Source organism: Rhizobium sp. A37_96 (assembly GCF_053521765.1).
The window spans coordinates 126,687-148,840 of the sequence record NZ_JBNWDS010000004.1 but is presented as its reverse complement, the minus strand read 5'-3'; the positions used below and the strand labels follow the sequence as shown (position 1 = coordinate 148,840).

The window sequence follows — 22,154 nt, the reverse complement described above, 5'->3', positions numbered from 1 at the left end:
CCGGCCTATTCGGTTCAGATCGCCTCGCCGGCGAGCAGGCGCGGATTGTCCTTCGCGGTGGTGCCGGCGGCCTGGCCGATGAAGAAGGATTTGAGGCTTGGCAATCGGTCGACGAGGCCCAAGCCGAAGTCGCGGGCGATGCGGAGCGGCGTATTGTCATTGGAAAACAGCCGGTTCAGCACGTCCGTCGTCACCCCCATGCGGAAGGTGTCGAAGCGGCGCCAGGTCTGGTAGCGCTCGAGGATGTTGATCGAGCCGATGTCCAGGCCGAGACGGTCGGCCTCGACGATGGTTTCGGCGAGCGCCGCCACATCCTTGAAGCCGAGATTGAGGCCCTGGCCGGAGATCGGGTGGATGCCGTGCGCGGCATCGCCGGCGAGCGCAAAGCGCGGTGCGACGAAGGCGCGGGCAAGCGTCAGGCCGAGCGGGAAGGCGCGCCGGTCTCCGACAGTGCGCAGCGCGCCGAGCTTGTGGCCGAAGCGGCGCTCCAGTTCTTCTTCGAAAAGAAGATCGTCGGAGGCGACCAGCCGTTCGGCATCGGAGGTGCGCTCCGTCCAGACGAGCGAGGAGCGGTTGTTCTTCAGCGGCAGGATGGCGAAGGGGCCGGAGGGCAGGAAATGCTCCTCGGCACAGCCGCCATGCGGCCGCTCATGCTCGACCGTCACGACGATGCCGGACTGGCCGTAATCCCAGGTGACCGTCTTGATGCCTGCCATGTCGCGCAGCTTCGAGCGCACGCCGTCGCAGGCGACCAGGAGCCGCGTCTCCAGCGTGCTGCCGTCGGAGAGGGTGAGCGTCGTCTTGGCGTCGTCCGTGACGAAGTCCGTGGCGCTGAGCCCATGTCTGATCGTGATGCCGAGACGCTCGCAGGCGCCGCGCAGGGCGCCGACCATGGTCAGGTTCGATACCATATGGGCGAAGGGCTGGCCTTCGGCCACCTCGCCGTCGAAGGTGAGGAAGACCGGACGCACGGGATCGCTGGTGCGCGAATCGGTCACGACCATGCGGGTGATCGGCTCGGCCTCGGGTGCGATTTCGTCCCAGACGCCGAGGACACCGAGCATCTTCGAGGCGGCGGCGATGATCGCCGAGGCCCGCATGTCCTTCTTCCATGCGGTTTCCGGAGCTGCCTCCACGATCATGATATCGAGGTGAGGCGCTGCCTGCTTGACGGCGACCGCGGCGGCAAGACCCACATATCCGCCACCCACTACCAGCATGTCCAACATAGCGCTTCCCTGTGTCCTACTATCACGTCCTGCTCTATATAGAGCATCCCGTTCGTGGTTCCTACCATTGGAGTTCAAGCAAAATGTCGCGAGAGACCGAGAAGCTCACCCCGATGGAAACGGTGCTGGCGACGCTCGATCTGGAAACGATCGAAATGAACCTGTTTCGCGGCAACAGTCCGCAGGTCGGCTGGCAGCGGGTCTTCGGCGGGCAGGTGATCGGCCAGGCGCTGATGGCGGCGCAAAGGACCGTGGATGGCGATCGGTTCGCGCATTCGCTGCATGCCTATTTCATGCTGCCGGGCGATCCCTCGGTTCCGATCCTCTATCAGGTCGACCGCCTGCGGGATGGTTCCAGCTTCAATACGCGGCGCGTGCTCGCCGTCCAGCACGGCAAGGCGATCTTTGCGCTGACGGCGTCCTTCCAGGTCGATGAGCCCGGCTTCGACCATCAGGGCGACATGCCCGGCGTGCCGATGCCGGAGGAGCTGATGGACGAGGAGCAGATCAAGCAGCGCTACCTCGCCCATGCGCCCGAGAATGTGCGCCGCTACTGGGAGCGCAAGCGGGCGATCGAAATCAGGCCCGTCTCGATCGAGAGTTATTTCTCCCGCTCGCAGCCGAGCCAGCGGCAGAACATCTGGGTCCGGCTGACCGGACCGGTGCCGGACAACCGGCTCTGCCAAAACGCCGTGCTCGCCTATCTCTCGGACATGACGCTGCTCGATGTTGCCCTGAACGCGCATGGCACGTCGGTTCTGGATCCGGGCGTCCAGGTGGCGAGCCTCGACCACGCCATGTGGTTCCATCGCCCCTTCAGGCTCGACGACTGGCTGCTTTACAGCCAGGAGAGCCCCAGCGCCTCCGGCGCGCGCGGATTTACGCGCGGCAGCCTGTTTACGAGATCAGGTGTTCTGATTGCGTCGGTGGCGCAGGAAGGCCTGATTCGTAAAAAGGCAAATGATTAAATAAACGGCAAACTTATAAATTTGCACTTTATTTGTGCTGCTCTTGCGGCGCGAAATGCTGTTTTATTGGATCTTCACAATAAAGCCGTTATATTTCAATGTGTTATAAATGTGTCACGAATCTGGCACGTCCTTTGAATGTGTATACCCAGTCGCTGCAGAAACACTCGTCGGCGGCAAGGAGAGTCGGCTCCGTGCCGAGGGTAAACAAAGGATGGGAAACCAGATGAAAATTGTGATGGCCATTATCAAGCCGTTCAAGCTCGATGAGGTCCGTGAGGCCCTCACGGCTGTCGGCATCCAGGGCCTGACCGTGACCGAAGTGAAGGGCTACGGGCGCCAGAAGGGGCATACCGAGATCTATCGCGGCACCGAATACGCCGTGAGCTTTCTGCCGAAGCTGAAGATCGAGGTCGCAGTCGCATCCGAAATCGTCGACAAGGCCGTCGAGGCCATCGCATCCGCCGCCAAGACCGGGCAGATCGGCGACGGCAAGATCTTTGTCTATTCCATTGACCATGCCGTGCGCATCCGTACGGGCGAAACCGATTCAGAAGCGCTGTAAGAACACGGCGGATCAGGGAGTTATTTGCATGTCATTTTCCAAGCTTTCCTCCACCTTCGCACGGGTGGGCGCGCTTTCTGCGGCCTTGCTTGCGCCGGCGATCGCCTTCGCGCAGACCGCCACACCGGCCGCGGCGCCAGCTGTCGCTGCGGCAGCGCCGGCGATGACCATGGACAAGGGTGACAATACCTGGATGCTGGTTTCCACGGTTCTGGTTCTCCTGATGACCATTCCGGGCCTCGCACTGTTCTACGGCGGCCTCGTCCGCGCCAAGAACATGCTGTCGGTCCTCATGCAGGTCTTCATGATCACCTCCATGGTGATGATCATCTGGTGCGTCTACGGCTACTCGCTCGCTTTCACCGACGGCGGTTCGCTGAACAGCTTCGTCGGCGGCTTCTCCAAGGCCTTCCTCGCCGGCGTTACCACCTCATCGCTGTCCGAGACCTTCACCAAGGGCGTTGCCATCCCGGAGCTGACCTATATCTGCTTCCAGATGACCTTCGCCTGCATCACGCCGGCCCTGATCGTCGGTGCTTTTGCCGAGCGCATCAAGTTCTCGGCCGTCATGCTCTTCGTCTTCCTGTGGGTGACCTTCGTCTACTTCCCGATGGCTCACATGGTCTGGTACTGGGGCGGTCCGAGCTCCTATACGGCTCCGGGCGGCATGATCTTCAACCTCGGCGCGCTTGATTTCGCCGGCGGCACGGTCGTTCACATCAATGCCGGTATCGCCGGCCTGGTCGGCGCGATCATCCTTGGCAAGCGCACTGGCTACAAGAAAGAGATCATGGCCCCGCATTCCATGACGCTCACCATGGTTGGCGCTTCGCTGCTGTGGGTCGGCTGGTTCGGCTTCAACGCTGGTTCGAACCTCGAAGCCAGCAGCGGCGCTTCGCTCGCCATGATCAACACCTTCGTCGCCACCGCGGCAGCCGCCCTTTCCTGGTGCGTTGTCGAAACCTTCACTCGCGGCAAGGCGTCGATGCTCGGTGCTGCTTCGGGCGCGGTTGCCGGTCTCGTTGCCGTCACCCCGGCTGCCGGCTTTGCCGGCCCGATGGGATCCATCGTCCTCGGCATCCTGGTTTCGCCGATTTGCTACTTCTTCGTCGACGTCGTTAAGAACAAGTTCAACTACGACGACAGCCTCGACGTCTTCGGCGTACACTGCATCGGCGGTATCTTCGGCGCCATCATGACCGGCATCCTGGTCAACCCGTCGCTCGGCGGCGCCGGCGTCGTCGATTACAGCTCGCCGACGTTCGCGGCTGGCTATGCCGGCACGGCAACGCAGGTCATGTCGCAGTTGAAGGCCGTTGTCATCACGCTTCTGTGGTCGGGCATCGGCTCGGCGATCCTCTACAAGATCGTCGACGTCATCGTCGGCCTGCGCGTCACGGTCGAAGCCGAGCGCGAAGGTCTCGACCTCGCTTCCCACGGCGAAGCCGCCTACCACAATTCCTGATTGGAGCTTGCGATGCCGGAGCAGCGTCTCCGGCATCGCCGAATGTCCCGTCGCGTCCTATTTGATTGCAGATAGGCCGCTTTTGGCCCGAACCTCGGTTCGGGCCCTTTTTGTTTGTGCTGTACCAATCGGCGGCAAAGATGGACGACACGAGAGGTTGGAATGCATGGTTAACACGCCATTAACCCTCCTCTGATTAGGTAGGGCTAACCTGCCGGCGAGTGGGCATAGACCGATTCGCTTGCGCTATCGACAAGGAACGGGGCTGGATATCATGGGCAGAAGCAATTCGGCGGCGTTGAGCGGTCGCCCCGACCGCTTATCGCTATCGAGTGTGGTTTGGCGTCAGGTCAAGGGCCTGACAGGCTTCGCGATGCTGTTCCTGCTGGCGCTCGCCGTCGCGGCGCTGGCGACCTGGAACGTCATGGACCCCAGCTATTCCTACGCAACCGCCAACGCGCCGACCAACCTGCTCGGGTTCCCCGGCGCTGCCTTTGCCGACATCGTGATGCAGTCGCTCGGCCTTGCCTCGGTGCTGGCGATGCTGCCGGTTGCCGCCTGGGCGCTGGCGTTGATTACAAACCGCAAGCTTCATCGCGTGCCGTCTCGCCTTGGCGCCTGGATCGGCGGCTGTATCGTCGCAGCCGGTTCGATCGCCTGCTTTCCGGCGCCGCCCACCTGGCCGATCCCGAATGGCATCGGCGGTGTCGTCGGCGACCTTCTCCTGCGCCTTCCGGCTCTGTTCATCGGCACCTATCCGAGCGGCGCCGTCGCCACGGTCATCGGTTCGGTTCTCGCCGTTCCGGCCATCTGGCTCATGCTATTCGCCTCCGGCATCATCGGCGAAAACCTCGTGGAAGACGAAGACGAGGATGAGAGCGACTACGAAGAGACCCGCAGCCGCGCGCGACGCGTGGGCGATGAGGACGAGGATGACGACCGCGGCGGTTTCCTCGTCAACTTTATGGCCTTCGGTGCCGTCATGCACGCCTGGTACAATGCCCAGGCCCGCCTTCGCCGCCTGTTCGGCATGGGGCCGCGCAAGCGCCGCGACCATGCCTTCGATGCGCCCTACGATTTTAACGATGACGAATTCGGCACGCTGAACGAGCCCGTGCGCGCCAAGACGCCGGTTGCGCGCGGCGATCGTCTCGAGCCGTCCATGGACGGCCCTGCTGCCCGCCGCGTCGTCTCGGCCCCCTCGATCAGTCTCGGCGACGACGAGGATGAAGACGAGGATTCGGTCTACGATCGCGACCCGCCACGTCCGGCCGGCATCCTGCCTGACGACGAGGACGAAGATTGGCCGTTGACGCCATCCGCGTCGAAGGGAGCGGCTGCCGGCCATCGCGTCACTCCGGCCGCGCCGCGTCCGAAGCCGGGCGCGCGGGCCGAGCGCGAGGCGCAGACCTCCTTCATCCGTCCCTACGGTTTCCAGCTTCCGGCCGTCCACCTGCTCGCCGAGCCGAAGGCCGTTGCCCGCGATGCCACGCTTTCGGCCGACGCGCTGGAGCAGAATGCCCGCATGCTCGAAGGCGTGCTCGAGGATTTCGGCGTCAAGGGCGAGATCATCCATGTCCGCCCCGGCCCGGTCGTCACGCTTTACGAACTGGAGCCGGCGCCCGGTATCAAGTCTTCCCGTGTCATCGGCCTTGCCGACGATATCGCCCGTTCCATGAGCGCGATCGCCGCGCGTGTCGCCGTCGTTCCCGGCCGCAATGCCATCGGCATCGAACTGCCGAACTCCACGCGCGAGACGGTCTTCCTGCGCGAACTCGTCGCCAGCCGCGACTTCGAGACCTCGAAGGCGAAGCTCGCCATGGCGCTCGGCAAGACCATCGGCGGCGAGCCCGTCATTGCCGATCTCGCCAAGATGCCGCATCTGCTCGTCGCCGGCACGACCGGCTCGGGCAAGTCCGTCGCCATCAACACGATGATCCTGTCGCTGCTCTATCGCATGACACCGGAACAGTGCCGCCTGATCATGATCGATCCGAAGATGCTGGAACTGTCGGTCTATGACGGCATTCCGCATCTGCTGTCGCCCGTCGTCACCGATCCGAAGAAGGCCGTCGTCGCGCTCAAATGGACCGTCCGCGAGATGGAAGAGCGCTACAAGAAGATGTCCAAGATCGGCGTGCGCAACATCGACGGCTTCAACAGCCGCGTCGAGCAGGCCGTCGCCAAGGGCGAGGCAATCAGCCGTACCGTGCAGACCGGCTTCGACCGCCAGACCGGCGAGGCGATCTACGAGACGGAAGAGTTCGACTTGAAGCCGATGCCCTATATCGTCGTCATCATCGACGAAATGGCCGACCTGATGATGGTCGCCGGCAAGGATATCGAAGGCGCGGTGCAGCGCCTGGCGCAGATGGCGCGTGCAGCCGGTATCCATGTCATCATGGCGACGCAGCGCCCGTCGGTCGACGTCATTACCGGCACGATCAAGGCGAACTTCCCGACGCGCATCTCCTTCCAGGTGACGTCGAAGATCGACAGCCGCACCATTCTCGGCGAGCAGGGCGCCGAACAGCTGCTCGGCATGGGCGACATGCTCTATATGGCCGGCGGCGGACGCATCCAGCGCGTCCACGGCCCGTTTGTCGCCGACGGCGAGGTGGAGGATATCGTCGCCTATCTCAAGACGCAGGGCTCGCCGCAATATCTCGACGCGATCACCGCCGATGACGACGAGGATGACGACGACGGCCATGGTCCGGCGGGCACCTCCAATCTTTCCGATTCGGAAGACCCCTACGATCAGGCGGTTGCGATCGTTCTGCGCGACGGCAAGGCCTCGACCTCCTATATCCAGCGTCGCCTCGGGATCGGCTACAACCGCGCCGCGTCGCTGATCGAGCGCATGGAGCAGGAAGGCGTCATCGGCCCGGCCAACCATGCCGGCAAGCGTGAAATTCTCGTTCCCACCGAGGCGGACATTCTGGATCGCTGAGGCCAGCGGTCTTTCCATGGCGTATATCCAGCCTATGTTCAGCGAAATTTGATCGCCGCCCACAACCGGCCATGGGCCGTTGCGCCATGAAGACGCCGACTTTGCGCGCGATGGACAAAGCATGAAGGAGAATTCGATGACCAAGTTTGATGCGCCGCCGTCCAGCCGATTGTCCCTGACCCGCCGGCATTTCCTCGGCGCTGTGGTCGCGGCCGGTGCGGCAGGCGCTCTGCCGGTTTCGGCCCTTGCGCAGGCGCAGGCGGCTGCCCTCAATCCCAACATCGCCCAGGCGATTGCCGACCATTTCTCGTCCATCAAGACGATGAAGGGCGGCTTCCTGCAGATCGGGCCGCGCGGCGATCAGATGAGCGGCGCTTTCTTCATTCAGCGGCCGGGCAAGATGCGCTTCAACTACGATCCGCCGTCGCGCATGCGCGTGATCTGCGACGGCAACAACGTGCAGGTCATCAACGACCAGACGCAGACGAGAAACATGTATCAGCTGTCGAAGACGCCGCTGAGCCTGCTGCTTGCCAACAAGATCGACCTCTCCGCCGACATGGTCCGCAATGTCGATTCGCAGCCGGATCTCACCAAGATCACGCTCGGCAACCGTACCGTCTTCGGCGATTCCACCATCACGATGATCTTCGATTCGAAGACCTACGATCTGCGCCAATGGACCGTCATCGACCCCCAGGGCAAGACGACGGATGTCATCATCAACAATGTGAAGACCAATGTCGCCTTTGACGACAGCGTTTTCCGCATCGACTATACCCGCTGATCGCCGCCGGTAGTTTGGCCTTGGGCAAGCGCCGAATGGCGCTTTTCTTTCCGTCTCAGCCGGTCTAAAGCCTTGAGTATGACCGGAGTGGTGCAGCGTTTCGCGAGAATCGCTCAACCGCTCCGGCTGTCTGTTTTGACGCAATTCCGGATGGGAAACCGCTGCGCACTTTTCCTGGAATTGCTCTGAGGGAAAGGCTTGGGTATGGGATTTTCGATTGCGACCTGGAACATCAACTCGGTGCGGCTGCGCATGCCCATCGTCGAGCAGTTCGTCATGCAGGCCCGGCCGGATATCCTCTGCCTGCAGGAAACCAAGGTTCCGAACGAGCTGTTCCCCTATGCGCCACTCCGGGCGCTCGGCTACGAGCACATCATCATTCACGGCCAGAAGGGCTATCACGGCGTTGCTATCGCCTCGCGCATTCCGCTGACCGAGGATCACCGGCAGGATTATTGCAATGTCGGCGACAGCAGGCATATCTCGGCCATCTTCGAGCGTGGCGGCCGGCGTATCCGCCTGCATAATTTCTATGTTCCGGCCGGCGGCGACGAGCCGGATCGCGCCATCAATCCGAAGTTCGGCCACAAGCTCGATTTCATCGAGGAGATGAAGCATCTGCACGCGAATGCCGAGCAGAACACTTCGGCGATCCTTGTCGGCGATCTCAATATTGCGCCGCTGGAGCATGACGTCTGGTCGCACAAGCAGCTGCTGAAGATCGTCAGCCATACGCCTGTCGAGACCGACGGGTTGCTCGAGGTCATGAAGCGCGGCGCCTGGCTCGACCTGATGCGCCAGCAGGTGCCGGCAAACGAGAAGCTCTATACATGGTGGAGCTATCGCGCCAAGGATTGGGAAGCCGCCGACCGAGGCCGCCGCCTCGATCATATCTGGTCGTCCTCCGACCTCGGCCCGCTCCTGCAGCGGATCGAGATCCTGAAGGCGGCGCGCGGCTGGGACCGCCCGTCCGACCATGTGCCGGTCGTGGCGCATTTCAATCTCTAAGAGGGAATGGCGGCCTGGAACAACTCCGGGCAAAGTCCGCCGCGATTTCCCGTCCGGGATCGCGTCAAAACAAAGAGATGGAGTGGTTCCGCGATTTCACGAAACGCGGAACCACTCTAGGAAAAGCGGCCGAGCAATGCGGCTGCCTGCCTCGCAAGGGTGGCAAAGTTTTCTCGGATGCGGTTCTGGATCAGCAGGCCGGCATCGGGATATTCCTCGATCAGCCGGTGAAACAGGGCGCGCGTGATACGGATCACGTCGGACTCTTCGACTGCCACGGCCGTATATTTCCGCTCCACCAGCGTCACCATCGCCAGTTCCGAGAGCATCGTGCCGGCTTGCACGACCGCTTCCAGCTGTTTTTGCCCGGCGGCATCGATCGTGCTGAGTTCGAAACTGCCGCGCGTGACGACATAGGCGCATTCGGCGGGCGATTTCTCCCTGAAAAGCGTCTGGCCCTCGTTCACATGGCGGCGGTCGGCGCCGAAGGCGATCAGCCGCAACGGCTCATCGCCCATGCCGTGAAACAGCGGCAATTGCGACAGCAGTCGGATATCGTCGTTCAGCGCCATCTATTGCCTACGGAATGATCTTGTAGCCGCCGTTTTCCGTCACCAGGATCTCGGCGTTGGAGGGATCGCGCTCGATCTTCTGGCGGAGGCGGTAGACGTGGGTTTCGAGCGTGTGGGTGGTCACGCCGGAATTGTAGCCCCAGACCTCTTCCAGAAGGATATCTCGGGTCACGACCTTCTGGTCGGCGCGATAGAGATAGCGGATGATGGCGGCTTCCTTTTCCGTGAGACGGATCTTCTGGCCGTCGTCTGTGGTCAGCAGCTTCTGGCTCGGCTTGAAAAGATAGCGTCCCACAGTAAAGGTCGCATCCTCGCTCTGCTCGTGCTGGCGCAACTGGGCGCGGATACGGGCGAGCAACACGGCGAAGCGGAAGGGCTTCGTCACATAATCGTTCGCTCCGGCTTCGAGACCGAGAATGGTATCGGAATCCGTGTCGTGGCCCGTCAGCATGATGATCGGCGCCTTGAAACCGTTCTTGCGCAGCAGCTTCACGGCTTCGCGGCCGTCCATGTCAGGCAGTCCGACATCCATGATGAGGAGATCGACAGGCACGGTGCGCGCGGTCTGCACGCCCTTTCCGGCGGTCGCCTCCTGCAGGACATTGAATTCCTCGTAAAGCGACAATTGCTCGACCAACATCTCGCGCAGGTCGTTGTCATCGTCCACCAGGAGAATGGTGCGTGCAGTCATGCCCTTCGGATCCTCGTTCTAATCCTTCCTAAGTCCTACGCCAAATTGCATTTTTAGCAAGTCGCGACGCGGCCCAGGCTTGGTCGTTTGGTTGAAACTGCTATGATTTCAAATGAAATCACGCGCAAAGCAAAAACATGTGAGGAAAATGGAAAAGGCAAGGGCGGGGCCGGGTGCGATCAACTTTCGCGATATGTCGGGCCTCCTTCCATTCCCGCGCAAGGGAACGGCCGTTCAGCTGGTCTGAACCGATCCTACGGGGTTAAAATCGCAGCATTCTCCACTATATAGGTTTTCGACCGGCGCGCCCGCGCGGGCCAGTCCGGGACCTATTCCTTCCAGATTTGAATCACGCCTTCACTCCCTCCACATCTCATCCCTTGGAGACTTATCGTGACCACGCAACCGACAATCACCTTCAATGACGGCAATTCCATTCCGCAGGTCGGCCTGGGCGTCTGGCAGACGCCGGAAAACGTCGCGCCTTTGGCGGTCAGCACGGCCTTGAAGGCCGGCTACCGTCATGTCGATACCGCAGCCATTTATGCCAATGAAGACGGCGTCGGCGAAGGCATGCGCCAGTCCGGCGTCGCCCGCAAGGATATCTTCCTGACCACCAAGCTCTGGAACGAAGACCAGGGCTTCGATTCCACGCTGAAGGCCTTCGACGAAAGCCTGAAGCGCCTCGGCACGGATTACATCGATCTCTATCTCATCCACTGGCCGTCGCCGCATCGCAACCGCTATCTCGATACGTGGAAGGCTTTCGTGCGTCTGAAGGAAGAAGGCCGCGCCCGCTCGATCGGCGTTTCCAACTTCGCCAAGGAGCATCTGGACCGCATCATCGGCGAAACCGGCGTGACGCCGGTTCTGAACCAGATCGAGCTGCATCCGACTTTCCAGCAGAAGGCGCTGCGCGAGGTGCACGACAAGCTCGGCATCAAGACCGAATCCTGGAGCCCGCTCGGTCAGGGCAAGCTGCTGGGCAATGCCGTCATCGGCAAGGTTGCCGCCAAGCATGGCCGCACGCCGGCGCAGGTCATCATCCGCTGGCACATCGACAACGGCCTGATCGTCATCCCGAAGTCGATCACGCCGAGCCGCATCGAAGACAACTTCAAGGTTTTCGATTTCAAGCTCGATGGCGACGACCTGGCCGAGATCGGCAAGCTCGATTCGGCCAGCGGCCGCATCGGCCCGGATCCGGTGACGGCAAGCTTCTGATTCTGGAAATTGAGTTTTGGAAAGGCCGGAAGCATCTGCTTCCGGCCTTTACGCTGGAGCGGATCAGAGCGATCCTTTTGAAAGAGACGCTCGCTTCGCGCCCGCAAAACCGGCGAGTGCTATCGCCAATGTCACGGCAATCAGCAGGGCGCCGACCGTGAAGGCGATCTGCATGCCGGTCGCAATCGCTTCCGGTCGTGCCGTTGTGATATCCGTCGTTCTCGACCCCAGCGTGAAGACGGCGCCCATGACGGATGCGCCCGTTATCAGCCCGAGATTCCGGGACAGGCTCAGCATGCCGGAAATGACGCCGCGCCGCTCAGGCGTGACGTTGGACATGATCGTGGTGTTGTTGGCCGCCTGAAACGTCGCGTAGCTGGCGGTGACGATGACCAGCGGGCCGATATAGCCAGCGGCGCCGAAGCTGCCCTGCAGCGCCGCCATCAGCAGAAGGCCTGCAATCATGCCGATAAGACCTGTCGCGGCCATACGATGAGCGCCGAAGCGGTCGACGATGCGGCCGGCCGGCACGCCTGTCAGCGCCGACACCAGGGGGCCGGCCGACATGATGGCGCCGACATGGGCCGCATCGAAGCCGAGGGCGCGGGAGAGATAAAAGGGTCCGACCACGAGCGTCGCCATGATGACGGTGGAAACGAGCGTGCTCATGGCAAGGCTCGCGCTTAGCGAGGGATCGCGGAACATGGAGAGGCGCAGCAGCGGCGATTTCACTTTCGTCTCGGCGACCGCAAAGAGGGCGGCGCCGAAGGCCGCGGCCAGAAGCAGGCCAATATTTACCGCGCCGAAGCTGCCATGCCCTGTCGTCACGGCCAGCGCATAGGCAGCCAGCGTCATTGCCAGCAGCAAGGTGCCGATCGCATCCGGGCGTCCCTGCGCGACTTTCCTGTCGGCTCGATCCGCCGGCAGGAAGCGGGCGGCCAGCAGGAAATTGACGATCCCCAGCGGCACATTGACCAGGAAGATGGTTTCCCAGCCGTACCAAGCAATCAGGATGCCGCCGAGGGATGGGCCGAGCGTGGTTCCGATCGCGGACATGGTGCCGAGCAGGCCCATGGCGCTGCCCGTCCGCTCCTTCGGCACGGTTTCGCCGACCATCGCCACGGTCAGCGCCATCATCATGGCGGCACCGAGACCTTGCAGGGCTCTCGCTGCGAGCAGAAGCCAGAGTGTCGGCGCGACGCCGCAAAAGAGGGAGGCGAGGGTGAAGAGGGCTATTCCGATCAACAGCAGACGCCGCCGCCCGAAAATGTCGCCCAGTCGCCCGACGCTGACGATCAGGGCGGTAATGGCCAGCAGATAGGCAAGCACGACCCATTGCATCTGCTGGAAGGAGGCGCCGAATGCCTGGGCGAGCGTTGGCAGGCCGACATTGGCGATGCTGGTATCGAGTGAAGGCATGAGCATGGAGAGCGAGAGGCTGGCGAGCGCCCAATGGACCGAGGGTGCGGCTTTGATGCGTCCGGACCCGCTCCTGTCCGGCTTTTCGATGACTGGCTTCAACATGAACTCCATTTCTGGCGACGTCTGATATGTCCCGGCGGAAAGGTAGCTTCTCGGCTGGAATGGCGGAACGCGCAGCATTTGCACTTCATTCGTGCGTTTGACGCTACGTATTGGGAAAACCGTGCTATGATCGCGCCATGTCCACGCCCGATCTCAACTTGCTCGTCACCCTGAATGCTCTGCTTGCGGAAGGCAGTGTTGCGCGGGCGGCCCGGCGATTGCGGCTGAGCCCATCGGCCATGAGCCGGGCACTTGCGCGCCTGCGCGAGACGACCGGCGATCCGCTGCTGGTCAGGGCCGGGCGCGGGCTCGTGCCGACGCCGCGGGCACTGGAATTGCGGGCGCGTGTCGGTCAGCTCGTTCAGGACGCGGAAGCGGCCCTGCGGCCCGCCGAGACATTGGATCTGACGCAGCTCGTCCGGACCTTCACACTACGCACCCGCGAGGGTTTCGTGGAGAATTTCGGGCCTGGGCTGATCGCTCGCATCGCGGAGCAAGCGCCCGGGGTGCGGCTTTATTTCACGCAAAAGCTGGACAAGGATAGTGCGCCGCTACGCGACGGTACGATCGATATGGAGACCGGCGTCGTCGGCGACGACACCAGCCCGGAGCTGCGAACACAGGCCTTGTTCCGGGATCGCTTCATCGGCGTGGTACGCAGCGGCCACCCGCTGAGCGAGGGGCCGATGACGCCGGAGCGCTATGCCGCCGGCCAGCACATTCTCGTTTCGCGGCGCGGCTTACGGAAAGGACAGATCGACGAGACTCTGGAAAGGCTGGGGCGCGAGCGGCAGATCATAACCATCGTCGGCAGTTTTTCGGCGGCGCTGGCCCTGGCGCGCGCCTCCGACCTGATCGTCAGCGTCCCTGAGCGCTATACCGGCAACCTGCGGGCCGGTATGCACAGTTTCGCCCTGCCGGTACCGACGTCGGACGTGACGATCTCGTTGCTCTGGCATCCCCGGCTGGACGCCGATCCGGCGCATCGCTGGCTGCGCGGCTGCATCCGCGATGTCTGCGCCGAGCGGCGTTCGGACCTGTCAGCGAGATTCGAAGCTGGCTAAATAGTTGCGGAGCAGGCTGTCCAACGCCGTTCGCTCGTCTTCCGAAAGAGTTGAAACCAGCCGCGCCTGCGTTTCGACATGCGCCGTGACTGCCGCGTCGATGAGCTCGAAGCCTTTCGACGTCAGCGATATCAGAAAGCTGCGGCCGTCATTCGGATTCTGGCTGCGGGCGACGAGGCCTGCCTTCTCCAGCTGGTCGATGCGGTTGGTCATCGTGCCCGACGACACCATCATCGTGTCCATCAGGTCGCCGGGCGAGAGGGCATAGGGCTCGCCCGAGCGGCGCAGGGTTGCCAGCATGTCGAAGTTCGCCGCGTTCAGGCCGAAGCGGGCGAAGGTCTTCTCCATTTCGCGGGAGAGATGGAGCGTGAGATTGCGCATGCGCCCGAAGAGGCCCATGGCCACAGGGTCGAGATCCGGCCGTTCGCGGCGCCATTGCTCAAGAATTTTGTCGATGCGATCCATGGCTAGACATCGCCACGAATTTATCTTGACGTCAAGATATTTCAGCTTATCTTGAGGTCAAGATAAATTCGAGGCTTGGGCCATGAACCGCAATGTCGACCTGCTGCTGACGGCCATCGCGCCGGCGATCTGGGGCAGCACCTATCTTGTGACGACGCAACTGCTGCCGGCCGGCTATCCCCTCACGGTCGCGATGCTTCGCGCCCTGCCAGCCGGGCTGCTGCTGCTCGTCATCGTGCGGCGGCTGCCACGCGGGATCTGGTGGCTGAAGTCGCTTGTCCTCGGCGCGCTGAATTTCTCGGTCTTCTGGTGGCTGCTGTTCATTTCGGCCTACCGGCTGCCCGGCGGCGTGGCAGCGACCGTCGGCGCGGTCCAGCCGCTGATCGTCCTCGTGCTGGCGCGGCTGCTGCTGGGATCGCCGATCCGCAGCCTTTCGATTATCGCCGCCGTTGCCGGTATCGGCGGCGTCGCGCTGCTGATCCTCACGCCGAAGGCGACGCTCGATCCGATCGGCATCACCGCCGGCATTGCCGGCGCCTTTTCCATGGCGGCCGGCACCGTGCTCAGCCGGCGCTGGCGGCCTGATGTCTCGCCGCTGACGTTTACGGCATGGCAGCTGACCGCGGGCGGCGTGCTGCTGCTGCCCGCCGCGCTGCTGCTCGAACCGCCGCTACCGCACCTGACCGGCGCCAACATTCTCGGCTTCACCTATCTCGGACTGATCGGCGCGGCACTCACCTATATTCTCTGGTTCCGAGGCCTGTCGCGGCTCGAGCCCTCGGTGGTCTCTCCGCTCGGCTTTCTCAGCCCGACGATGGCCGTCATCCTGGGCTGGGCGGTGCTTGGCCAGCAGCTGAGCCCGATGCAGATCTTCGGCATCGTCGTCGTGCTCGGCAGCGTCTGGCTCAGCCAGAGGGCGCAGCAAGGTCCACCGGCGGCTCAAGCTCCTTCTCCCCTCGGGGAAAAGGAGGCCCGCCCTTCGATAAATTCATGAGGTTGGATGAGGGGGTAATCGCCTTAAGTCGTAAGCGTGTGCTTCTGGCATCCCTCTCGTCCGCCTGTCGGCACCTTCTCCCCGAGGGGAGAAGGGGGGCGGGGCATCGACCTCATTTGATATGCGATTATCCTATCCACAAACAAAAAGGGCGGCCTTGAGGCCGCCCTTTGTCATTCATGCTTCCGAGTGGATCAGTTCCACTCGCGGATATCGACGAAGTGGCCGGCGATCGCGGCTGCAGCTGCCATGGCCGGCGAGACCAGGTGCGTGCGGCCCTTGAAGCCCTGACGGCCTTCGAAGTTGCGGTTCGAGGTCGAGGCGCAACGTTCGCCGGGCTTCAGGCGGTCGTCGTTCATGGCGAGGCACATGGAACAGCCAGGCTCGCGCCAGTCGAAGCCGGCAGCCTTGAAGATCTTGTCGAGGCCTTCGGCTTCCGCCTGCTCCTTTACGAGGCCGGAGCCCGGAACGATCATGGCATCGACCGTGGAGGCAACCGTCTTGCCTTCGACGACCTTGGCGACGGCGCGCAGGTCTTCGATGCGGCCGTTGGTGCACGAGCCGATGAAGACGCGATCGATGTTGATCTCGGTCATCGGGGTGCCCGGCTTCAGGCCCATATAGTCGAGGGCACGCCACTTGGACGTACGCTTGGTCTCGTCGTGGATGTCGTCCGGGTTCGGAACGATGCCCTGGATGGAGACAACGTCTTCCGGCGAGGAGCCCCAGGAGACGATCGGCGGCAGGTTGGCGGCATCGAGCGTGACGATGCGGTCATAGTGGGCGCCTTCGTCAGACGTCAGCGTCTTCCAGTAGGCGATCGCCTGTTCCAGCGCTTCGCCCTTCGGCGCACGCGGCTTGCCCTTGATGTATTCGAAGGTGATCTCGTCCGGAGCGATCAGGCCGGCGCGGGCGCCGCCCTCGATCGACATGTTGCAGATGGTCATGCGGCCTTCCATCGACAGCGAGCGAATGGCTTCGCCGGCATATTCGATGACGTAGCCGGTGCCGCCGGCGGTGCCGATTTCGCCGATGATGGCAAGGATGATGTCCTTGGCGGTGACGCCCGGCGGCAACTGGCCGTCGACCTGCACCAGCATGTTCTTCGCCTTCTTCTGGATCAGCGTCTGCGTGGCGAGCACATGCTCGACCTCGGAGGTGCCGATACCATGCGCCAGCGAGCCGAAGGCGCCGTGCGTGGAGGTGTGGCTGTCGCCGCAGACGATGGTCATGCCGGGCAGGGTGAAGCCCTGCTCGGGGCCAATGATGTGGACGATGCCCTGGCGCTTGTCGCTTTCGGAGTAGTATTCCACGCCGAATTCAGCGGCGTTCTTGGCAAGCTGCTCGACCTGGATGCGGCTTTCCTCGTTCTTGATGCCGAGGTGGCGGTCGGCCGAGGTCGGAACGTTGTGGTCGACCACGGCCAGCGTCTTCTGCGGGGCGTGGACCTTGCGGCCGGACATGCGCAGGCCTTCGAATGCTTGCGGCGACGTCACCTCATGAACGAGGTGGCGGTCGATATAGAGAAGACAGGTGCCGTCGTCCTGGGCGTCGACCAGGTGGTCATCCCAGATTTTATCGTACAGTGTGCGTGGAGCGCTCATGGCTACTTATCCATATTGGCGGTGTCGAAAGGGGGGTAGACGGATAAGGACCGTCGGCCTCGGGTGTGATCAGCGAAGTCGGCTGTTGAGCGCGCCCGAAATCATCGCAAAGAAGCGTGCCGGCAGGCGCTTATGGTCCTGCAGCACGAAAGCCGTGACGTAACGCCCGTCTTTGCTCATGATCCTAGTCATGGCCATGCTCATATCAATTTTCAAAACCTTCGGCAATGGCGACGATGGGGTGTCTCGGTACGGTCGGCATTTGGCCGCACCAGTCACATTTGCGCGTCCGGCGGCTGGCCTGACGCGATGCGGCGGAAGGCGGAGCGATCGCTGCCCGAACGCCGGCGCATCCAGGATTCCAGCTGCCGCAGCAGCAGCGACAGGCCGACCGTCAGCAGCAGATAAATGAAGGCTAGGATCGACAGCGTTTCGAAGTAGCGGAAATTGGCCGAATAATAGAGCTTTGCGAGCTGGCTGATATCGGCGACCCCGAGCACGGACACCAGCGAGCTATCCTTCACCATGGCGATGAAATCGTTCGACAGCGGCGGCAGGATGACGCGGATCGCCTGCGGAAAGACGACGAGCCGGAAGCGCTGGAAGCGGGTGAGGCCCAGCGCCTTGGCCGCTTCGATCTGGCCCTGGTCGACCGCCTGGATGCCGGCGCGGAAGATTTCGGCGATGAAGGACGAATAGCCGATTGTCAGCGCGATGATGGTGCGCCAGACGAAGGGCACGTCGCGGGTGACAAGCGGGCTTGTCCAGCCGGCGGAGACCAGCGGTGAGGTGATGACGTTATAGACGGCAACGAAGGCCGGCGTTCCCACGAAGGCGACATAGGAGAGCAGCACGAGCATCGGAATGCCGCGCACGATCTCGATATAAAAGCGCGCGACCTGCCGCAGCACGAGGAAATCCGACAGGCCAAGCAGCGCAAGCCCAAGGCCGAGCAGCATGGCAAGCGTAAAGGCCACCAGCGTCACGAAGATCGTGACGCCGATACCATTCAACAGAAGAGAGAAAATCTGGGCGTAGAGGCCGTTTGCCGCGATTGCGATGGACGCGACGACGCCGAGTATGGCAAGGGCGACCAACCACCAGGGAAAGTCTTCCTTGCCGCGGTGCCCGCCCGGGCCTGCAAATGGTGCCATCAGAGCGGGCTTCCAGTATGTCGATCTGCGGGGCTCATTGGCCCATCTTGTAGTCGAGGAACCACTTTTTGTTCAGAGCTTCGAGCGTGCCGTCGGCCTTGAGGCTGGCGATCGCGGCGTTGACCGGGGCGACGAGATCGGAGCCCTTCTGGAAGATGAAGCCGAAATCCTCGGAGCCGAGCGGGCCGCCGATCAGCTTCAGGCCGCCGTTGGAGGCATCGACATAGCCCTTGCCGGCCGTGCCGTCGGTCAGCACCAGATCGACGTCGCCGGTCTTCAGCGCTTGCACGGTCGCGCCGAAGGTTTCGAAGGTCTTGATGCGCGGGTTCTGCTCGTTGCCGTCGAGGACTTCGTAGACGGCGGTGTAGAAGGGGGTGGTGCCCGGCTGCGCGCCGATCAGGCCGTCCTTGAAGGCGGCGAAGCTCTTGGCGTCGGTGAAGCGCTTCTCGTCGCCGCGCACGAGCATGAACTGCTCGGAACGCATGTAGGGATCGGAGAAGTCGACCTTCTGCTTGCGGTCTTCCTTGATGGTGATGCCGGTCATGCCGATGTTGTACTGGCCTTCTGAAACGGCCTGGATCATCGCATCCCAGCTGGTGTTCTGGTACTCGACCTTGAAGTTCAGGCGCTTGGCGATCTCGTTCATCGCGTCATATTCCCAGCCGATCGCCTTGTTCGTCTTTGCGTCGATGAACTGCAGCGGCGGATAGGCATTCTCGGTGACGACGACGACGGTCTTGCCTTTGAGATCAGGCAGGTCGGCTGCGAAGGTGGCGAAAGGTGCAAGCACGAGGGCGCTGAGGCCCAGTAGGAACGAACGACGGAATGCCATGGAAATCTCCCCGATTAGAGCATGATGCCGAAAAGCGTGAGCGGTTTTCGGACGACGTCATGCTCCCCCTGTTTGATGCCGGCGCGGATTGAGATTTCAGGTCGATGCGACCTGAAATCATCCGACGCCAGCGTGGCGGAAAACTGTCATATTTGGAAAGCTCATGGCAAGGGCATTGCCACGGCGACGATCATAAAAATGGGAATGCAACTCTAAAACATGCGGCTCAAGGAGAAATATTCTTTTCGCCGGAACGTGTATGACGGCCATCAAAAAAGGCGACCCGAAGGCCGCCTTCCATTGTCGCGATCCGAGTGGATCGAAACTTATTCTGCTGCCGGTTCAGCAGCGGCTGCTGCTGCTTCGGCGGCTGCCTTTGCTTCTGCGGCTTCCGCTGCTGCCTTTTCGGCTGCGAGCGCCTGAGCAGCTGCAACCTTCTCGGCTTCGATGCGTGCCTTTTCATCGGCAAAAGCCTGACGCTCGGCGTCGTTCAGCTTGCGGGCGCGGGTGCCGGTGTTCTCGACGATACGGGCAGCCTTGCCGCGCAGGTCGCGCAGGTAGTAGAGCTTGGCGCGACGGACCTTACCGCGGCGAACGACTTCGACGCTTTCGATCATCGGGGAGTAGACCGGGAATACGCGCTCGACGCCTTCGCCGTAGGAGATCTTGCGAACGGTGAAGTTTTCCTGCAGGCCACCGCCGGAGCGGGCGATGCAAACGCCTTCATAGGCCTGAACGCGGGTGCGGTTGCCTTCCGTGACCTTCACGTTGACGCGAACGGTGTCGCCGGCGGAAAATTCGGGAAGAGTGCGCTTGGCTTCGATCTTGGCAGCCTGTTCGGCTTCCAACTGCTGAATGATGTTCATAGTATCAACCTCGTTGTTGCTTCAACAGCCAGAGCGCCCGAACGATCTATCCTTGGTCGGACCCGAAGGTCTCGCCGCGCGATATATGCCTGTTACGGCAGGGGCGGATACGTCTGCTTTTCTTTGGTGGTTGATGGGAAATTTCCCATGCCGGGCGCGCACATACCCTATTGCCGCGCATTTGTCACCCCTTGCGGCCGAATTATGTGGCGTTTGTTGCGGTATAGGCGTGTTGCAGGGGTGAATCCGCGGTTCGCCGCCGCCCTGTCGCGCGAGGGTCAGGATTTCCTGGGCTTTTTCCTTGTCGTTGCATTGAGAGCCGCTGCAGCGCGAACAAGTGCCTTCAACGCCTCACCATCGATCTCTTCGTTTTCACTGATATCGATTGCTCGTCTCGTATTGCCTTCGAGACTGGAGTTGAACAGACGGGAAGGGTCTTCCAGCGAAGCGCCTTTCGCGAAGGTCAGCTTCACGATGCTTTTATAGGTTTCGCCGGTGCAGATAATGCCGTCAAGCGACCACACCGGAACACCGCGCCACTTCCATTCCTCAATGACCTCGGGTTCGGCCTGTTTGATGAGTGCGCGGACATGCGCAAGCGTCTTGCCGCGCCAATCGGTCAGTTCCTGAATTCTCTCGTCGATCAGCCGGGACGCGGATGCCGGCTGTTCAGCGCCCGCCGCATTGTCTCTCGCCATGTTCCTCGCCCTCCTCAAGGTCGCAATCTCACATCCTATAGCGTTATCGAACGGCTATTCAAAACCGCGATGGTCGCGAATCTTGAGCGCCAGAGCCTGCAACTCGCGAACATGTTCATCCGTCAGAATGCGCTTGGGGATGATTCTGTAGAGGCGCTGGGACTCGTAGAACATGATGCAATGCCCATCCTGACGTGCTTTGACGAAATCGGTCCAATGCATGCGTGCTTCGCCAAAATCGCTCCAGAGATGCACTCCATCCTCATTCCACGAAAGATGAATGGGCTTCTGCAGCGTGCGCTGTTCGTTAAAGGTCTTCCGCGCGGTTCTTCCGCCCAGCGTATAGACAAGCAGGAACGGAATGCCGACGATCGCAAAGGGCGCGATAACAGCAAACGACAAAATGGAGATAAGTGCATCGTTTGTATCGATAATGCTTGCGGTAATAAGCCCATAGGCCACTATCGCCAGAATCCAGAGCACGGCAAAGCGAACGATCCCTGGTCTGCTTCCCAGATGCTGGCGAAAATGCAGACGAAGAGCGTAGGTCAGATCCTGCGGGGTCAGCTGAAAAAGAATGTCTGTCCGCTGCTCGTCCTGCTTGAGTTCTGACATAGGCTTCTTGGCTCCCGCGTCATCGATCCATCAGTTGAACTGCACGAATAGAGGCGCTGCTATCCCCGAAAGCTGAGGACACGTGCTCAAAGCGTGGTGAGATAGCGTGGCCGCTTAAAAAGCACATAGGTAATGAATAGATCCGGGCAGACGAATAGTCAGCCGGCCTCTATGCCTTTGGCATTTTGTCCAAAAGATCCGGCCTGCGTTCCCTTGTCAGCTGTTCGGCTTGTTCCCGCTGCCATTTGGCGATGGCCGCATGGTTGCCCGACGTGAGCACGGCGGGGATCTCGCGATCCTCCCAAAGCTGCGGGCGGGTGTAATGCGGATGCTCCAGCAGACCACCTTCGAAGCTCTCGTGCAGACCGGAAAGATCGTTGCCCATGACGCCGGGCAGGATGCGGACGATGGCATCGAGCAGGATCAGCGCGGCCGGCTCGCCGCCGGAGAGAATATAGTCGCCGATCGAGACTTCCTCGAGGTCACGGCCGTCGATGACGCGCTGGTCGACACCTTCGAAGCGGCCGCAGACGATGATGACGCCATCGCCGTTCGCAAGTTCGCGCACGCGCTTCTGCGTCAGCGGCTTGCCGCGCGGACTCATCAGCAGGCGCGGACGATTGTCGTTTTCGCTGGCGTGATCGATGGCGCGGGCAAGGACATCCGGCTTCAGCACCATGCCGGCGCCGCCGCCAGCGGGCGTGTCGTCGACGGTGCGGTGCCGGTCGGTGGCGAAATCGCGGATCTGCACGGTGTCGAGCGACCATTGCCCGCGTTCCATCGCCTTGCCGGCGAGCGACGTTCCGAGATGGCCGGGAAACATCTCGGGGTAGAGGGTCAGGATGGTGGCCCGGAAGCTCATGGCGCGGTCACTTC

Annotated in this window: 21 protein-coding genes; 9 read left to right on the top strand and 12 right to left on the bottom strand. The window is 62.0% G+C overall.

Annotation, left to right across the window (positions count from 1 at the left end; translation table 11 throughout):
* Window positions 1–14 precede the first annotated feature (14 nt).
* Window positions 15–1,229, bottom strand: a complete 1,215-nt coding sequence (locus tag ACQZ6J_RS14430) for a ubiquinone biosynthesis hydroxylase (RefSeq protein ID WP_449084545.1) — start codon at window positions 1,227–1,229, stop codon at window positions 15–17.
* Between the two features lie 83 nt (window positions 1,230–1,312).
* Here ACQZ6J_RS14430 and tesB point away from each other — a divergent pair, with 83 nt between their 5' ends.
* The 6 genes from tesB (at window position 1,313) to ACQZ6J_RS14400 (ending at window position 8,975) form a co-directional block, all read left to right on the top strand.
* Complete coding sequence (gene tesB / locus ACQZ6J_RS14425; RefSeq protein ID WP_163987126.1) at window positions 1,313–2,197, top strand: acyl-CoA thioesterase II; 885 nt, start codon at window positions 1,313–1,315, stop codon at window positions 2,195–2,197.
* 214 nt (window positions 2,198–2,411) lie between these two features.
* On the top strand, window positions 2,412–2,762 hold the full coding sequence (locus ACQZ6J_RS14420; RefSeq protein ID WP_034509110.1) for a P-II family nitrogen regulator: 351 nt from the start codon (window positions 2,412–2,414) through the stop codon (window positions 2,760–2,762).
* Window positions 2,763–2,790: 28 nt separating this feature from the next.
* Window positions 2,791–4,227 (top strand): ammonium transporter, encoded by a 1,437-nt coding sequence (locus tag ACQZ6J_RS14415; RefSeq protein ID WP_163987125.1) that lies wholly within the window; start codon window positions 2,791–2,793, stop codon window positions 4,225–4,227.
* Window positions 4,228–4,501: 274 nt separating this feature from the next.
* Entirely contained in the window at window positions 4,502–7,180 is a 2,679-nt protein-coding gene (locus ACQZ6J_RS14410) for an FtsK/SpoIIIE family DNA translocase (protein WP_163987124.1), read from the top strand.
* A gap of 136 nt (window positions 7,181–7,316) precedes the next feature.
* A complete protein-coding gene (locus ACQZ6J_RS14405) occupies window positions 7,317–7,967 on the top strand; it encodes an outer-membrane lipoprotein carrier protein LolA (RefSeq protein WP_449084544.1) in 651 nt (216 codons plus the stop codon).
* Between the two features lie 204 nt (window positions 7,968–8,171).
* Window positions 8,172–8,975, top strand: coding sequence for an exodeoxyribonuclease III (locus ACQZ6J_RS14400; protein ID WP_449084543.1), 804 nt, complete (start codon window positions 8,172–8,174; stop codon window positions 8,973–8,975).
* A gap of 116 nt (window positions 8,976–9,091) precedes the next feature.
* Here ACQZ6J_RS14400 and ACQZ6J_RS14395 read toward each other — a convergent pair whose 3' ends face one another.
* Window positions 9,092–9,547, bottom strand: a complete 456-nt coding sequence (locus ACQZ6J_RS14395; protein ID WP_163987121.1) for a cyclic nucleotide-binding domain-containing protein — start codon at window positions 9,545–9,547, stop codon at window positions 9,092–9,094.
* 7 nt (window positions 9,548–9,554) lie between these two features.
* Entirely contained in the window at window positions 9,555–10,238 is a 684-nt protein-coding gene (locus ACQZ6J_RS14390; protein WP_163987120.1) for a response regulator transcription factor, read from the bottom strand.
* A 393-nt stretch (window positions 10,239–10,631) separates the two neighbouring features.
* Here ACQZ6J_RS14390 and ACQZ6J_RS14385 point away from each other — a divergent pair, with 393 nt between their 5' ends.
* The gene (locus ACQZ6J_RS14385) at window positions 10,632–11,462 is read left to right on the top strand and encodes an aldo/keto reductase (protein ID WP_449084542.1); all 831 of its coding nucleotides are present in this window, start codon (window positions 10,632–10,634) and stop codon (window positions 11,460–11,462) included.
* Between the two features lie 63 nt (window positions 11,463–11,525).
* On the opposite strand, the gene ACQZ6J_RS14380 is transcribed toward ACQZ6J_RS14385, so the two are convergent.
* Complete coding sequence (locus tag ACQZ6J_RS14380) at window positions 11,526–12,986, bottom strand: MFS transporter (RefSeq protein ID WP_449084541.1); 1,461 nt, start codon at window positions 12,984–12,986, stop codon at window positions 11,526–11,528.
* A 137-nt stretch (window positions 12,987–13,123) separates the two neighbouring features.
* Between ACQZ6J_RS14380 and ACQZ6J_RS14375 the strand changes: the two genes are divergently transcribed.
* The gene (locus tag ACQZ6J_RS14375) at window positions 13,124–14,050 is read left to right on the top strand and encodes a LysR family transcriptional regulator (protein ID WP_449084540.1); all 927 of its coding nucleotides are present in this window, start codon (window positions 13,124–13,126) and stop codon (window positions 14,048–14,050) included.
* Here the strand turns inward: ACQZ6J_RS14375 and ACQZ6J_RS14370 are convergent.
* Complete coding sequence (locus ACQZ6J_RS14370; protein WP_163987116.1) at window positions 14,027–14,515, bottom strand: MarR family winged helix-turn-helix transcriptional regulator; 489 nt, start codon at window positions 14,513–14,515, stop codon at window positions 14,027–14,029. The genes ACQZ6J_RS14375 and ACQZ6J_RS14370 overlap by 24 nt on opposite strands.
* Before the next feature lie 82 nt (window positions 14,516–14,597).
* Between ACQZ6J_RS14370 and ACQZ6J_RS14365 the strand changes: the two genes are divergently transcribed.
* On the top strand, window positions 14,598–15,509 hold the full coding sequence (locus tag ACQZ6J_RS14365; protein WP_449084539.1) for an EamA family transporter: 912 nt from the start codon (window positions 14,598–14,600) through the stop codon (window positions 15,507–15,509).
* 194 nt (window positions 15,510–15,703) lie between these two features.
* Here ACQZ6J_RS14365 and leuC read toward each other — a convergent pair whose 3' ends face one another.
* The 7 genes from leuC to trmD form a co-directional block, all read right to left on the bottom strand.
* Window positions 15,704–17,113, bottom strand: coding sequence for a 3-isopropylmalate dehydratase large subunit (leuC, locus tag ACQZ6J_RS14360; protein ID WP_163987114.1), 1,410 nt, complete (start codon window positions 17,111–17,113; stop codon window positions 15,704–15,706).
* A gap of 275 nt (window positions 17,114–17,388) precedes the next feature.
* Window positions 17,389–18,267, bottom strand: coding sequence for an amino acid ABC transporter permease (locus tag ACQZ6J_RS14355; RefSeq protein WP_449084538.1), 879 nt, complete (start codon window positions 18,265–18,267; stop codon window positions 17,389–17,391).
* Between the two features lie 34 nt (window positions 18,268–18,301).
* The gene (locus tag ACQZ6J_RS14350) at window positions 18,302–19,099 is read right to left on the bottom strand and encodes a transporter substrate-binding domain-containing protein (RefSeq protein ID WP_449084537.1); all 798 of its coding nucleotides are present in this window, start codon (window positions 19,097–19,099) and stop codon (window positions 18,302–18,304) included.
* Between the two features lie 326 nt (window positions 19,100–19,425).
* A complete protein-coding gene (gene rplS, locus ACQZ6J_RS14345; protein WP_449084536.1) occupies window positions 19,426–19,965 on the bottom strand; it encodes a 50S ribosomal protein L19 in 540 nt (179 codons plus the stop codon).
* Between the two features lie 278 nt (window positions 19,966–20,243).
* Window positions 20,244–20,663, bottom strand: a complete 420-nt coding sequence (locus ACQZ6J_RS14340) for a DUF1801 domain-containing protein (protein ID WP_449084535.1) — start codon at window positions 20,661–20,663, stop codon at window positions 20,244–20,246.
* Between the two features lie 54 nt (window positions 20,664–20,717).
* A complete protein-coding gene (locus ACQZ6J_RS14335) occupies window positions 20,718–21,278 on the bottom strand; it encodes a YcxB family protein (protein ID WP_449084534.1) in 561 nt (186 codons plus the stop codon).
* 169 nt (window positions 21,279–21,447) lie between these two features.
* Window positions 21,448–22,140 carry a tRNA (guanosine(37)-N1)-methyltransferase TrmD gene (trmD, locus tag ACQZ6J_RS14330; protein ID WP_163987108.1) on the bottom strand — a complete coding sequence of 231 codons (693 nt, stop codon included), beginning with the start codon at window positions 22,138–22,140 and terminating at the stop codon, window positions 21,448–21,450.
* Window positions 22,141–22,154 lie beyond the last annotated feature (14 nt).